This is a genomic window from Cellulophaga baltica 18 (assembly GCF_000468615.2).
GTDB classification, from domain to species: domain Bacteria; phylum Bacteroidota; class Bacteroidia; order Flavobacteriales; family Flavobacteriaceae; genus Cellulophaga; species Cellulophaga baltica.
This window is the reverse complement of the sequence record NZ_CP009976.1, coordinates 1,993,596-2,008,161: the sequence shown is the minus strand read 5'-3', so window position 1 is coordinate 2,008,161 and position 14,566 is coordinate 1,993,596. Positions and strand designations below refer to the sequence as shown.

11 protein-coding genes are annotated in these 14,566 nt (G+C 34.0%); 9 read left to right on the top strand and 2 right to left on the bottom strand.

All coding sequences use genetic code 11. From position 1 onward, the window contains the following. Positions 1 to 30 precede the first annotated feature (30 nt). From tamL to M666_RS08550, 5 genes are all read left to right on the top strand, one after another. Positions 31 to 2,607, top strand: coding sequence for a translocation and assembly module lipoprotein TamL (gene tamL / locus M666_RS08570; protein WP_029447033.1), 2,577 nt, complete (start codon positions 31 to 33; stop codon positions 2,605 to 2,607). 145 nt (positions 2,608 to 2,752) lie between these two features. Next, positions 2,753 to 3,820 (top strand): class II fructose-bisphosphate aldolase, encoded by a 1,068-nt coding sequence (fbaA, locus tag M666_RS08565; RefSeq protein ID WP_024481682.1) that lies wholly within the window; start codon positions 2,753 to 2,755, stop codon positions 3,818 to 3,820. Between the two features lie 52 nt (positions 3,821 to 3,872). Then, positions 3,873 to 4,751, top strand: coding sequence for an acetyl-CoA carboxylase, carboxyltransferase subunit beta (accD, locus tag M666_RS08560; RefSeq protein WP_024481683.1), 879 nt, complete (start codon positions 3,873 to 3,875; stop codon positions 4,749 to 4,751). 147 nt (positions 4,752 to 4,898) lie between these two features. Next, positions 4,899 to 5,168 (top strand): 30S ribosomal protein S15, encoded by a 270-nt coding sequence (rpsO, locus tag M666_RS08555; protein WP_024481684.1) that lies wholly within the window; start codon positions 4,899 to 4,901, stop codon positions 5,166 to 5,168. Positions 5,169 to 5,398: 230 nt separating this feature from the next. Beyond that, positions 5,399 to 7,633, top strand: a complete 2,235-nt coding sequence (locus M666_RS08550; RefSeq protein ID WP_029447034.1) for a polyribonucleotide nucleotidyltransferase — start codon at positions 5,399 to 5,401, stop codon at positions 7,631 to 7,633. 79 nt (positions 7,634 to 7,712) lie between these two features. Here M666_RS08550 and M666_RS08545 read toward each other — a convergent pair whose 3' ends face one another. Next, positions 7,713 to 8,726, bottom strand: a complete 1,014-nt coding sequence (locus tag M666_RS08545; protein ID WP_039325474.1) for a hypothetical protein — start codon at positions 8,724 to 8,726, stop codon at positions 7,713 to 7,715. Between the two features lie 322 nt (positions 8,727 to 9,048). Here M666_RS08545 and M666_RS08540 point away from each other — a divergent pair, with 322 nt between their 5' ends. The 3 genes from M666_RS08540 (at position 9,049) to M666_RS08530 (ending at position 12,602) form a co-directional block, all read left to right on the top strand. Next, positions 9,049 to 10,866: a tetratricopeptide repeat protein gene (locus M666_RS08540; RefSeq protein WP_029447036.1), complete on the top strand. Its 1,818-nt coding sequence runs from the start codon at positions 9,049 to 9,051 to the stop codon at positions 10,864 to 10,866. Positions 10,867 to 10,887: 21 nt separating this feature from the next. Next, entirely contained in the window at positions 10,888 to 11,637 is a 750-nt protein-coding gene (locus M666_RS08535; RefSeq protein ID WP_029447037.1) for a LytR/AlgR family response regulator transcription factor, read from the top strand. A 263-nt stretch (positions 11,638 to 11,900) separates the two neighbouring features. Continuing rightward, a complete protein-coding gene (locus tag M666_RS08530) occupies positions 11,901 to 12,602 on the top strand; it encodes a vWA domain-containing protein (protein WP_029447038.1) in 702 nt (233 codons plus the stop codon). Positions 12,603 to 12,706: 104 nt separating this feature from the next. On the opposite strand, the gene M666_RS08525 is transcribed toward M666_RS08530, so the two are convergent. Then, positions 12,707 to 13,396, bottom strand: coding sequence for an LA_2272 family surface repeat-containing protein (locus tag M666_RS08525; RefSeq protein WP_029447039.1), 690 nt, complete (start codon positions 13,394 to 13,396; stop codon positions 12,707 to 12,709). A 240-nt stretch (positions 13,397 to 13,636) separates the two neighbouring features. Here M666_RS08525 and M666_RS08520 point away from each other — a divergent pair, with 240 nt between their 5' ends. Further along, positions 13,637 to 14,500 carry a sigma-70 family RNA polymerase sigma factor gene (locus M666_RS08520; RefSeq protein ID WP_024481691.1) on the top strand — a complete coding sequence of 288 codons (864 nt, stop codon included), beginning with the start codon at positions 13,637 to 13,639 and terminating at the stop codon, positions 14,498 to 14,500. Positions 14,501 to 14,566 lie beyond the last annotated feature (66 nt).

Here is a 14,566-nt window from a genome sequence, read left to right as displayed (position 1 = left end):
TTTTTGATTTTCTTAGAATCTGAATTAAGTTTGAAAAATAACAGTACAAAAATAGTCTTATTATTTTTAGGTTTAATCATCGTGTCTTGTAATGCGTTAAAAAGAGTAGAAGACGATGAGCTTTTACTGATAGATAACACGATTTTGGCAGATGGTGATAAAATTAAAGACGAGAATGTTAAAAGCCTTGTTATTCAAAAACCTAACAGTTCTTTGGCAGGTTATCCTTTGCGCTTAAACTTGTACAACTTAGCCAAACAAAATCCGGATTCTTCTTACCAAGCTTGGCTTCATAAAAAAGACAAGCGAGAAGAAAGATTGCGCAAACTTATTTCACAAAAACAATTAGATAGCCTTGGCGAATCTTTCATCGTTAAAGGATACAGCGAGTGGTTTAAAAAAATAGGAGAAGCTCCTGTTATTATAGACACTGCAAAGACTTCTAAATCTCTAAAAAGAATAAAAGCTTATTACGGGAATAGAGGTTATTTCAATGCCACTGGAAATTTCACTATAGACAGTACCAAAAGAAAGAAAAAAGCAGGCATAACTTATGATTTACAACTAGGTAAGCCCTTTATGATCGACTCTACATATAGCGTCATTGCATCACCAGCCATTGATTCTATCTACCAACTTAACACAACAACTACTGCTGTAAAAGACAAAGAACAATTTGACCTTTCTAACTTTACGGAAGAAAGAGAACGATTAACAGAATTGTTTAGAAACCAAGGTGTATACAATTTTCAAGAAAGTTCTATTAGCTATGACATCATTACAGATACCATAGCAGCTAAAGATGATCAAGAAATGATTGTTGCTTTGAATATTGATAATTTAAAGACAAGAGGAGATTCTACTAAAACAGCCTATAAGGTTTTTAAATTTAGCAAAGTGAACATTTTTGCCGACCACCTTTTTGCTAACAATCCGGAAGAATTAGACTCTGTAAATTTCAAAGGTTTCACCATCTACTATAAGGATAAGCTTAATTACAAACCAAAAGCCCTTACGGATGCTATTTTCATGGAAAAAGATAGCGTTTACAGAGATATAAATAGGTTACGTACCTACCGGCAAATTAACAACCTGAACAATTTTAAGTACCCTAATATTGAAATAATAGCCGATAGCGCCAACGCATCCTTAACTTCAAACATTTATTTAACAGCGCGTGATAAATATTCCTTGAGTTTTGACACGGATGTAAGTAGATCTAACATTCAGTTCTTTGGTCTATCATTTACTCCTGCTTTAAATATTAGAAACATATTTAAAGGTACTGAGAATCTAAGTATTTCCGCGACCGCAAATATTGGTGCATCTAGCGATCCAAATGTCTTAGACAAGTCCTTTTTTAACGTACAAGACTTTGGGGGTGATATTGCTTTAGATTTTCCACGAATCTGGTTCCCATTTATCGATACTAAAAAAATCATACCTTATTATATGCTCCCCAAAACCAGAATCTCTATAGGAACTAGTTTTCAGCAGAATATTGGTTTAGATAAGCAAACATTAAATAGCGTTTTAGGATATAGCTGGTCACCAAACACCCAACTTAAGCACAACATTGAACTCCTTAATATTCAATATGTAAAAAACGTAAATATTGACCGGTATTTTTATGTATACCAAAGCTCTTTTTCTAGATTAAATACTATTGCAGATCAAGACATCTACGAAACAGATGCAAATTTATCGCAGAACTATGAGCCTGTTGGAGAAGATGGAGATTTTAGACTGACAATCCCGCAAGGAACTACAGGTTTTACTAAAGCTATTTTAGACGGTGAAGTGAGCTCATCTAGTGATGATTTTGAAGAAGTACGTAGTATTGAAGAAAGACGCGAACGTTTAACACAAAACAACTTAATCTTTGCTACTAATTATACCTTTTCTAAAAATAATCAAACGAGTTTAACAGACAATAGCTTTCATCAATTTAAATTTAAAATAGAAGGCGCTGGTAATTTATTATCACTTGCCGCTACTGGTATTCCTTTTAACGAAGATGAAGATGGTAATAAACTTGTATTTAGCGTTCCTTACTCACAATATTTAAAAACAGAATTTGACTATATCAAGCACTGGGATTTATCCGAATCTAAAGTATTGGCTTTTAGAAGTTTTATGGGGATTGCTATTCCTTACGGCAACTCTAATAGCATTCCGTTTTCTCGTAGTTATTTTGCTGGAGGATCTTACGACAACAGAGCGTGGAGTCCATACTCTTTAGGTCCGGGAAGAACCGATAATTTAAATGATTTTAATGAAGCAAACCTTAAACTCGCTTTTAATCTAGAATATCGTTTCCCGATAGCTGGAAATATTAAAGGAGGACTTTTTGCCGATGCAGGAAATATCTGGAATGTTTTTGACAATGTAGAAAATACCGATGCTACCTTTAACGGCATTAGCTCTTTGCAAGACATCGCATTAGGAACCGGTTTTGGAATAAGATATGATTTCACCTACTTTGTTTTTAGAGTAGATTTAGGATTTAAAACCTATAGTCCTGCTGAAGAAATGTCTAAAAGATGGTTTAGAGACTATAATTTTGCCAACTCCGTGTTACAAATCGGTATTAATTATCCTTTTTAAAATACGTGTATAACAACTAAAACGTTATCGCTAACGAATAAGCGTATCGGTAAGTTGTTTGAAATTAAAAACACTACACTCTCTTAAATAATTTATTACTTTTGTTATTCAATATTTCAATTACTAATTCAAGAAAATAATAATTATGGCTCATAATATTAAACCAGGAGTTGCAACTGGAGACCAAGTACAAGAAATTTTCAACTACGCAAAAGAAAAAGGATTTGCTTTACCAGCAGTAAATGTTATTGGTTCGGATACTATTAATGCGGTTCTTGAAACAGCAGCAAGTTTAAACGCACCCGTAATCATTCAATTTTCAAATGGAGGTGCACAGTTTAATGCAGGAAAAGGTCTATCTAACGATGGTCAAAAGGCAGCTATACAAGGTGCAATTGCAGGAGCTAAACACATTCACCAATTAGCAGAAGCTTATGGTGCAAGTGTTATTTTACATACAGACCACTGTGCTAAGAAATTATTACCTTGGATTGATGGCCTTTTAGATGCTAGTGAGCAACATTATAAAGAAACAGGAAAATCTCTTTTTAGCTCTCATATGATCGATTTATCTGAAGAACCTCTTGAAGAGAATATTGCAATCTGTAAAGAATACCTTGCTAGAATGGCAAAAATGGATATGACTTTAGAGATTGAATTAGGGATTACAGGTGGTGAAGAAGATGGTGTAGATAACTCTGATGTAGATGATTCTAAATTATACACACAACCAGAAGAAGTTGCTTATGCTTATGAGGAACTATCTAAGGTAAGTCCAAGATTTACTATTGCAGCAGCCTTTGGTAATGTTCATGGTGTTTATAAGCCAGGAAACGTAAAGTTAACTCCGAAAATTTTGAAAAACTCTCAGGAGTTCATCACCAAAAAATACAATGTAGAAGAAAATCATATTGATTTTGTTTTCCATGGTGGATCTGGATCTACCGTAGAAGAAATTAGAGAAGGTATTAGTTACGGAGTTATCAAAATGAATATTGATACTGATTTACAATATGCTTTCCTAGAAGGTATTCGTGATTACATCCAAGACAAAAAAGAGTTCTTACAAGCACAAATAGGAAATCCTAATGGAGCTGACGAGCCTAACAAGAAATTTTACGATCCAAGAGTATGGTTACGTGAAGGCGAAAAAACATTTGTTGAGCGTTTGAAAAAAGCATTTGCTGATTTAAACAACGTAAATACACTGTAATTTCACAGCCTAACTAACTCAAAAAATATCCGTTTAACTAAATATTCAATGTATGTCGTCTTGGTTTAAAAGAAAAGAAAAAGGAATACAAACCGCAACGGAGCAAAAAAAAGACACCCCAAAAGGGTTGTGGTACAAATCACCTACAGGTAAAATAGTGGAAGCTGATGAATTAGCTAAAAACTTTTACGTAAGTCCTGAAGATGATTACCATGTAAGGATAGGAAGTAAAGAATATTTTGAAATTCTATTTGATGACAATAAATTCAAAGAATTAGATATTAAGCTAACTTCTAAAGATCCTTTAAAGTTTGAAGACACTAAAAAATATGCGGACCGTTTAAAAGCTGCTCAAGCTAAAACAGGTTTACATGATGCTGTACGAACTGCAATAGGTAAGTCTTACGGAAAAGACATGGTCGTTTCTTGTATGGATTTTGCTTTTATCGGAGGTTCTATGGGTAGTGTTGTTGGTGAAAAAATTGCTCGTGGTATTGATTATGCTATCAAAAAGAAAGTACCATTCGTAATGATTTCAAAATCTGGTGGTGCACGTATGATGGAAGCAGCCCTTTCTTTAATGCAATTGGCAAAAACATCTGCAAAATTAGCACAGTTAGCAGAAGCTGGTTTACCTTACATTTCGTTATGTACAGACCCAACTACTGGAGGAACTACTGCTTCTTATGCTATGCTTGGTGATATTAATATTTCTGAGCCAGGGGCTTTAATTGGTTTTGCAGGTCCTAGAGTTGTTAAAGAAGCTACAGGAAAAGAATTACCTGAAGGGTTCCAAACGGCAGAATTTGTAATGGAACATGGCTTTTTAGATTTTATCGTGCATAGAAAAAACTTAAAAAAGAAGATTAATTTATACATTGATTTAATAGAAAACAATCCTGTACGTGTAGAAGCAGCTAAATCTGCTTAAAAATTGTTTTTACATGATCTATATCTAGCAATAAATAGAAGCTTTAAATTTTCTGTTTTCTAGAATATGATTATCATAAAATAGTTATATATTTGCACGCTGATTGAAAATCAATCATATACATAAAAATCATTAAATAATATTGGAATGTATTTAACAAAAGAAGTAAAGGCTGACATTTTTAAAAAACACGGTGGTGAAGAAAAAAACACTGGTTCTGCTGAAGGGCAAATCGCATTGTTTACACACCGTATCAATCACTTAACTGAGCATTTGAAGAAAAATCGTAAAGATTTCAACACAGAGCGTTCATTAGTAAAATTGGTAGGTAAAAGAAGAAGCTTACTTGATTACTTAATTAAGAAAGATATTGTAAGATATCGTGAAATAATTAAAGAATTAGGTATTAGAAAATAATTTTCGAAAGGGGAAAGCTTAGCTCTCCCCTTTTTTTATACACTACATTACTTTTTAGTGTATTTTTACAAAAAGTCCTTAGATTTACGTTTGAGGCAGCAGACAAAAAGCTTGCATATAGTTTTTCATTGGTCCTATTAACTACAACAGCACAACAACTGTCCGTCTTGAATAAAGACAAAAAGATCAAAGTTTAACTAACTTGCATAGACAAGTTGCAAATCAATTTTATGATTCCAAAAGTATTTAGAGAGGTTATAGACCTTGGGGACGGTAGAGAAATTTCTATCGAAACCGGAAAATTAGCAAAACAGGCACATGGTTCTGTTGTTGTTCAATCAGGAAACTGTATGTTATTATGTACAGTAGTTTCCAATTACAAACAAAGCGATGTGGACTTTCTTCCACTTACTGTAGATTACAGAGAAAAATTTGCTGCTGCAGGTCGTTACCCAGGTGGTTTCTTTAAAAGAGAAGCAAGACCTAGTGATGGTGAGGTATTAACCATGCGTTTAGTAGACCGTGTTTTACGCCCATTATTCCCAAAAGATTATCATGCAGAAACTCAAGTTATGATTCAGTTAATGTCTCATGATGATGAAGTTATGCCTGAAGCTATGGCTGGTTTAGCTGCTTCTGCTGCTATCCAATTATCAGATTTCCCATTTGAATGCGCTATCTCTGAAGCAAGAGTTGGTCGTATTAATGGCGAATTCGTTATCAACCCTACAAGAGCACAATTAGAAGAATCTGACTTAGAGATGATGATTGGTGCTTCTGCAGATTCTGTAATGATGGTTGAAGGTGAGATGGATGAAATTTCTGAAGAAGAAATGGCTGACGCTATCAAATTTGCTCACGAAGCTATTAAAGTACAAATTGCTGCACAGTTGCGTTTAGCTGAAGCTTTTGGTAAAAAAGAAGTTCGTGAATACACAACTGCCGAAGTAAATGAAGATTTACAAAAAAGAATACACGATTTAGCTTACGACAAATGTTACGCTATTGCTAAAAAAGGAACTTCCAAAGCAGAACGTACTGCTGCATTTGCAGAAGTAAAAGAAGAGGTAAAAGCTTCTTTTACAGAAGAAGAGATGGAAGAATTTGGCCATCTTGTTAGCGGATACTACAGCAAAGCTGAAAAAGAAGCCGTTCGAGAATTAACATTAAGCGAAGGCTTACGTTTAGATGGTCGTAAGACTGATGAAATTAGACCAATCTGGTGTGAGGTAGATTACTTACCATCTACACACGGTTCTTCTATTTTTACGCGTGGAGAAACACAAGCATTAGCAACTGTAACTTTAGGTACTTCTAGAGATGCTAACAAAATAGATATGCCCTCTTATGAAGGCGAAGAAAATTTCTATTTACATTATAACTTCCCTCCTTTTTGTACAGGTGAAGCTAGACCACTAAGAGGAACTTCTAGAAGAGAAGTTGGTCATGGTAACTTAGCGCAACGTGGTTTAAAAGGAATGATTCCTGCAGATTGTCCTTATACAGTACGTGTAGTTTCTGAAGTATTAGAATCTAACGGTTCTTCTTCTATGGCAACTGTTTGTGCTGGTACAATGGCTTTAATGGATGCTGGTGTTAAAATGAAGCGTCCTGTTTCTGGTATTGCCATGGGATTAATTTCTGACGGTGACCGTTATGCTGTATTGTCTGATATATTAGGTGATGAAGATCACTTAGGAGATATGGACTTTAAAGTAACTGGTACTTCTGAAGGAATTACTGCTTGCCAAATGGATATTAAAATAAAAGGATTATCATACGAGATTTTAGTGAATGCACTAAAACAAGCACGTGAAGGTCGTTTACATATTTTAGGTAAAATTACAGATACTATTTCTGCTCCAGCTGAAGATGTTAAATCTCACGCTCCAAAAATGGTAACTAGACGTATTCCTAACGAATTCATTGGTGCTTTAATTGGTCCTGGTGGAAAAGTTATTCAAGAAATGCAAAAGGAAACTGGAACAACTATAGTTATCAACGAAGATCCTGTTACAGAAGAAGGTATTGTTGAGATCTTAGGTGTAGGACAAGAAGGTATTGATGCTGTTTTAGCTAAAATAGATGCTATCTTATTTAAGCCTGAACTTGGTAAATCTTACGAAGTAAAAGTAATTAAAATGTTAGATTTTGGCGCTGTTGTAGAATATGCTGCTGCTCCAGGAAATGAAGTTTTATTACATGTATCTGAACTAGCTTGGGAACGTACAGAAAATGTTTCTGATGTTGTTAATATGGGTGATGTTTTTGAAGTGAAGTACTTTGGTATAGATCCTAAAACTCGTAAAGAGAAAGTATCTCGTAAGGCTTTATTACCAAAACCTGAAGGTTATGTTGCTAGACCACCAAGAGATGACAAACGTTCTGGTGGACGTGATAACAGAGGTAGAGACAATCGTGGACGCGATGATAGAAAACCAAGAGAAGATAAAAAAGAAGATTAATTCTTTTTAACCTTTATAATTACAAAACCTCATAGCCTTAAAAGCTATGAGGTTTTTTTATAATCGCTATTTATTAAAGTTATTGAATAGACGACGCATTAATCCCATTACTAAAGTGTGCTCTTTCGCCTGTAGCCGTCCAAAAGTTATACGTACTTTCTGAGCTAGGACCTTGCTTAAAAAAGTCTTCTAGAGAGGTTACAATCGCCTCTTTTTTAGTATCCTCTATAGCATTTTCTGGACTGATAATTACCGTTAGTGCAGTAAATTCTTTTTGAGCAACTTCATAGGAAGGTATCCTCTTACCATTTGCCGCTATTAATTCTTGTGCTGTATATGTTTTAATCTCATCTGCTGTAAATTCTCCCGCACCATTTCCTGCAACCGGATTAATAGCTACTTGAATAGCCGCTAACTCACTTTCAGGAATTAATCCCATCACATATAATTCTACATTACTATAAGGAATACTATTACCACCATTAGCAAAAGTTCCAAAAGATGTTCTTCCTGCAACAGTTCCTTTATACGTATTGCTTCCTAAATCTTCAAGCGTATCAAAACCGCCTAACTGACCACCAGTACTCGCATAACCCCAATGACCACCAACCGTAGTCCCTATAAAACCTTTGTTGGCCCATAAATGAGCAATTTCATGCAAGAAAGGTCCAGATTGAACAAATTCTGTTCTAGGCATAAAAACAACCCCGTTTAACCTGCCATCAGACCCAAAACTAGACGTAGCATCAAATACACTGCCTCCTAGTCCTTGAATACTATTTTTAGCAGGAGTAGTAATACCATACGCGGTACCTTCTGGCTTTAGAGTTTCTACCGCTAGAATAACAATTAAATCATAATCATCATTAAAATGATTATAAATCTCTTTAGTAATATCCCGAACATCGCCTTCTTCATTAATATATTTCTGATAGTCTACCGCCGGAAGCGTATAATTTACAAATGCTTTGCTAGCATCAACAATAAGATTATCTGTTAAAAAAATAGCCTCAGTATCATCTACATCATCATCCTCAGTAGTGGTGTCACCACCATCTGCCTCTACTTCCTCTTGCACTATCGGTTCCTCCATTGTAGTGTTTTCATCACTACTGCATGAATAATTAAAAAACGTAACAAACAAAATAGCAAATAGCGATTTAAACGAAAAATTTAAGGATTTCATACGATATAAAATTTATGATTATTATAGGGCTAAATTTTAACAATCCTAGCACCATACCACAACGAAAAGTAAAGACCTTTATTTCTTTATAATAGAATTACCTTAGAAATAGTAGCATCTCCTAATTTGATTTCATAGGCTTTTTCTATATTGCACTAATTTCATAACCATACCAATGCACCACCACTCGTTTAAAATACTAATAAACAGTATACTGCGCCATCTATTTTTGTTCTTTATAGTAGGGCTCAACCTCCTTAAAGCACAGGCTCAAAAAGAAAGAGCTGAACACAAACAGGTAGAAATTTTATTAGAAAAATCTAAAAAATTAGCTCAAACAGCCTTAGACAGTTCTTTCTTTTATGCTGAAAAAGCAATTCAAACGTCTAAATTAATTAACAATGATACTTTACTAGCAAAAGCTAACATACAGAAAAGTAGCCTCCATATTTTCAAAAAAGAGTTCGATAAATCAGATGCTCTTTTACAAGAAAACTTAGAGAAAGAACTACCTAGACACCTAAAAGGCTTAACACTTCACAACCTTGGCACTATACAGTATTACAAACAAGATTTTAAAAAAGCGTTAACCCTTTATTTACAAGCTGCAAAAATTTTGGAGCAAACAGAAAACAACCAACAATTAGTAAGTACCTACTCTAATATTGGAGCGATAAATGCTTCTTTAAAAAATTACAAAAATGCCCAGCTCTATTTAGAAAGAGCATTAGCACTTAGCGATTTTAACGAGGTAATAAAGCTTCAAATCCTGGTGAACCTGTCCAACATTTATTTCAGTCAAAAACTTTTTGAAAAATATACCTCATCTATTTTTCTAGCAGAGGAAATTGCATTGAAGCAAGATTCTAAGAACACTCTTTCTACCATCTATACTAATTTAGCAATGTACTATACCGATGAAGGTTCTGATTTTGACCTTGCGGCTACGTATGGCAAAAAAGCTATCGCCTTAAGAAAAGAACTTAGTACTACGAATACACTTAACATTACTTATAATAATGTTGGACATGCATATCTTAAAAAAAAGGAATATCACAAAGCCATTAGCTATCTAGATAGCGCAAGCATTGGAGCACAAGGAATTGTAAAATCGTACATCTATAACAACCTTAAAGAATCTTACGTAGGTTTAGCGGATTATAAAACAGCATTGTATTATGCCGATTTAAAAGATGCCATCAAAGATTCTATCACCAACGAACAACAGAAGGAAAGCGTTGCTGAACTGACGGAAAAATATGAATCTGAAAAAAAAGAACAACGAATTAGTATACTAAACACTGAAAACAAATTACAAGCCCTTACTATTCAACAGCAGAATTATCTGCTTCTAGGTATAGCTATTTTTGCTTTACTTATTATTGTTTTAGGGTATTTTGGATTTAAGAATTATAAAATACAGCAACAATTAGATAAAGTATTACTACAGCAACGCTTAAGGAAAACACAATTAAATCCGCATTTCTTATTTAATGCGCTACAAAGCATACAAAACTTTATACATCAAAATAACAAAGAAAAATCTAGCGCATACCTTACAAGTTATGCTAAATTGATCCGATTCGTTTTAGAAAAATCTGATGAGGACTTTAGTTCGGTTGAAGATGACGCCACAGCTTTAGAATTTTACTTAAATTTACAGCTCTTAAACTATGATAACAAATTTGCATACACGATAAGCATTGATGATTCTGTCACCGAAGATTTTGATGTACTTCCTACATTAATTACCCAACCCTTTGTAGAGAACGCTATCCTACACGGATTGAAAGACAGTGTAAACGGGCGCATCAATGTAACCTATTTTAAAAAGAATGACACCTTATCGGTAACCATTACCGACAATGGAAAAGGTTTTGAAATAAAAAAGGAAGATGCCAAACGATTGCATAAATCTATGAGTATGGAAATTATTCAAGAGCAAATAAGAAGCCTAAATAAAACTTCTAAAAATTTTAAAGGAGTTGTAGCTATTGATAGTTCTTCTAAAGGAACAAAAGTTACTTTAAGCTTTACTACCACTTAAATACAGTATATTTGAACTCCTATGAGCGCTATCTCTTGTTTTATTGTAGAAGATGACCCACAAGCATTTGCCTATGCGTCATCTATTATGAAAAGCTACAAAAATATAGCGCTAATTGGCCATTCTGATAGTATCCAAGAAGCTTCTATTTTAATAAAAAAATTGAAACCTGATTTTATACTATTAGATGTATTTCTTACCGATGGTAATGCTTTTGAATTTCTTAGATTGTTTGATGCTATAAATTTCAAAATTATATTTACCACCTCCTTTGCTAAATATGCCATAGAAGCATTTAAATTTAGTGCTATAGACTACCTCTTAAAACCTTATGAAGAAAAAGATTTAATTTTAGCGGTAGATAAAGTAATTACAGACATCCGTAAAACTAATTACCAATCGCAACTAACTACCCTACTCCACAATTTTTCTCATAATGACCAATCAAAAAAATTAGTATTAAAAAATACAGATGCTATCCATGTTATCACCATAGAAGATATCTTGTTTGCTAAATCTGATAATAATTACACCTCCTTCCTTCTTAGAAACGGAAAAAGTATTCTAGTTTCTAGGCCTCTTAAATCATTTGACGAAAAACTTAGCCATTACAATTTTTTTCGAGTACATCAGAGCTTTTTAATTAACCTAACGTGCATAACCTCTTTTGACAAACGCAATGAAGAAGTTATTCTAGAGGAAAATCATGCTATTCCTGTAGCTCAAAGTAAAAAGAAGAGCTTGCTTAGTTATATTGATAAACTTTTTTAAAAGGTGTTTTCAGCAATACAATCTACCGCATCAAAACAAATTCTCACTGATTAAGGGGTATTACTAAATAACCGCCCTCAAATTCTCATTGTCTAAAATAGTTTTCGCTATTAGGTCTAATTTTAAATTTTAGAAATAGTGATTCCATTTTACACTTCAACGTACATCAGTATAAAAAATAAACATAACTAACGTAAACCTATTGAGAACTAGAGCTGTTAGTTATAAAAAAACACGAACATTAAACGCTAATCACAAACAAAATGAAAAAATCATTAAGAAGCTTAACGCTATTACTTTTTTGCGCACTCCTTAACTCTTGTTATGTAGTTAAAAAATCTGACGACTTTTTCGGCATTGAAACATCTACGCGCAACACCTTATACCTTATTGATGTTTCTGGTAGTATGGAAGGAATAGATGAAGGCTCTGTAAAAGATCAGGTTATGAGAGAAGTTGGTGACACGGCAGGCAGTCAAGTCTCTAGAGCTATTGGCGGAAAAATAGGAAGTATTTTAGGGTCTCAAGTTTCTAAAGAAGCTACCAAATTAGGCGCTGTGAAACGCAAATTGATACCTGCTATAAAGGGACTTCCTGATGGCAAAAAATTTGTCGTTTTTTCTTTTAACAATGGGGTAACCAAGCAAGCTACATCTTTTAGAATAGCAGACAACGCCACTAGAACCTCATCTAATATATTTGTAAAGAATTTAAAAGCCAATGGAGGTACAAATACGCTTGAAGGGCTTTTAGAAGCCTTATCAACTTACGAGGTAGAAGAAATTGTATTAATGAGTGATGGTTTGCCTAATAGTGGTCCAGAAGCCGTACTTGATGAAATACGTAAAGTAAATACTAATAACATTATCATTCACACCATTGCGTTTGGAGATGATGCCGATTTAGATTTTATGAGAACCTTAGCTCAAGAAAACAACGGAACATTCATTACCTCTAAAATATAATGTAGCCAACACTAGCACTGCATGAAATTGTAGAACCCTGATTCAAAAGCAACAGTCCATTACACCATGTATTGGACTGTTGCTTTTTAGAAGACTTCGCATGTTTAACCTTTAAACTGCCAATTAAGTATTGGTAAAGATCTTTTAGAATTTTTATTCCAAAGGCCTAATTGCAATCCTCTAAAATTAGTAGCAGAATTAAAAATACCAATCTGCAAGCCACTACCCTTCTCGGAAATAAAATTAGCCGCACTAATTTGTAATCCGTTAAATGTATTGGTTGAATTTCCAAAAAGTGTCCCTACCAAAATTCCATTACCATGGTAGACTTCATTACCCCCATACGCAATCATTAATCCATTTCCTCTTTCAATAGTATTCGTAATTCCAGCAAGTGCTATTCCATTATGCTTTCTACTGTAATGCATAAAAATGGTGGTAGAAATTCCGTTTACATCTATAGCTTCAAATGAACCCGTAGCTATATTAAGACCATTAATAAGCTGTGAAGCATTACCTTTTAAATTATCAAAATATGCCGCATTGGAGCTAGACAGAGGGCTTTTAGGAGACATAAAATAGATAAAGGATAATGGAAAAGCTTCTATCCTTACCCCATAGGTTCTAATCAATGAGGTATCAGATGTAAAATCTCTTGGAATAAACCCAATTGATGCTCCTACAATATCCACATTAGCATCATGCGTGGTCCACAAGGGAGCTCTAAACTTTCTGGGTTGCGCCAAACCCAAAAAAGAAACAAAAACTGCACAAATAAGCAATAGTACTTTCATACGTTCACTCCTTTTTTATAAACGCACTAATATATACCAATATTTGTCAACTTTGAGGTAAGGAATTACAATCCTTTACTACTAACTAAATGTATAATTTTAAAGAATTCAACCTAAAAAAACAGTGTTTTAACCAAAAAACGTAAAATAAGAGCTATTGTTTGTAACATTTTTTATTTTTCAACGTATAATCTAATGCAGCTAATGCATAACAATATAATATTAGAAAGGAATATTTAGATGAGACAGCTAAAGATTACAAAACAGGTAACCAACAGGGAGACCGCTTCGTTAGACAAATATTTACAAGAAATTGGTAAGGTAGATTTAATTACCGCCGATGAGGAAGTAGAATTGGCACAACGAATTAAAAAAGGTGATCAAGTAGCTTTGGAAAAATTAACCAAAGCAAACTTAAGGTTCGTGGTATCTGTTGCAAAACAATATCAAAACCAAGGGCTTACGCTTCCAGATTTAATTAACGAAGGAAATCTTGGTCTAATTAAAGCTGCACAACGTTTTGATGAAACACGTGGTTTCAAATTTATCTCTTACGCTGTATGGTGGATTCGTCAATCTATCTTACAAGCATTAGCAGAACAGTCTCGTATTGTTCGTTTACCTTTAAACAAGATTGGATCTATAAACAAGATTAATAAGACCTTTGCATTTTTAGAGCAAGCGCATGAGCGCCAACCTTCACCAGAAGAAATTGCAAAAGAATTAGATATGACTGTTGAGGATGTAAAGCAATCATTGAAAAACTCTGGTCGTCACGTCTCTATGGACGCCCCTTTAATTGATGGAGAAGATTCTAACCTTTACGATGTATTGCGTAGTGGGGAGTCTCCTAATCCTGATAGAGAATTATTGCATGAATCTTTACGTACGGAAATAGAAAGAGCCTTAGAAACCTTAACGCCAAGAGAAGCAGATGTTATTCGTTTGTATTTTGGACTTGCAGGTCAGCATTCTATGACACTTGAAGAAATTGGTGAAACTTTTGATCTTACCAGAGAACGTGTGCGTCAAATTAAAGAAAAAGCGATTCGTAGATTAAAGCATACGTCTAGAAGTAAAATATTAAAAACATATCTTGGATAATACTCCGAGCACAAATTGCCGTAAAACTTTTCCTAAATTGGAAATTTGGTACAAAAATTGTAATTT

What these genes read in the sequence shown, in the direction of transcription:
- fbaA (WP_024481682.1), top strand. Translation starts at nt 2,753, where the DNA reads ATGGCTCATAATATTAAACCAGGAGTTGCAACTGGAGACCAAGTACAA.
- M666_RS08535 (WP_029447037.1), top strand. Translation starts at nt 10,888, where the DNA reads ATGAGCGCTATCTCTTGTTTTATTGTAGAAGATGACCCACAAGCATTT.
- M666_RS08545 (WP_039325474.1), bottom strand. Translation starts at nt 8,726, where the DNA reads ATGGAGGAACCGATAGTGCAAGAGGAAGTAGAGGCAGATGGTGGTGAC.
- accD (WP_024481683.1), top strand. Translation starts at nt 3,873, where the DNA reads ATGTCGTCTTGGTTTAAAAGAAAAGAAAAAGGAATACAAACCGCAACG.
- rpsO (WP_024481684.1), top strand. Translation starts at nt 4,899, where the DNA reads ATGTATTTAACAAAAGAAGTAAAGGCTGACATTTTTAAAAAACACGGT.
- M666_RS08530 (WP_029447038.1), top strand. Translation starts at nt 11,901, where the DNA reads ATGAAAAAATCATTAAGAAGCTTAACGCTATTACTTTTTTGCGCACTC.
- M666_RS08520 (WP_024481691.1), top strand. Translation starts at nt 13,637, where the DNA reads ATGAGACAGCTAAAGATTACAAAACAGGTAACCAACAGGGAGACCGCT.
- M666_RS08525 (WP_029447039.1), bottom strand. Translation starts at nt 13,396, where the DNA reads ATGAAAGTACTATTGCTTATTTGTGCAGTTTTTGTTTCTTTTTTGGGT.
- M666_RS08550 (WP_029447034.1), top strand. Translation starts at nt 5,399, where the DNA reads ATGATTCCAAAAGTATTTAGAGAGGTTATAGACCTTGGGGACGGTAGA.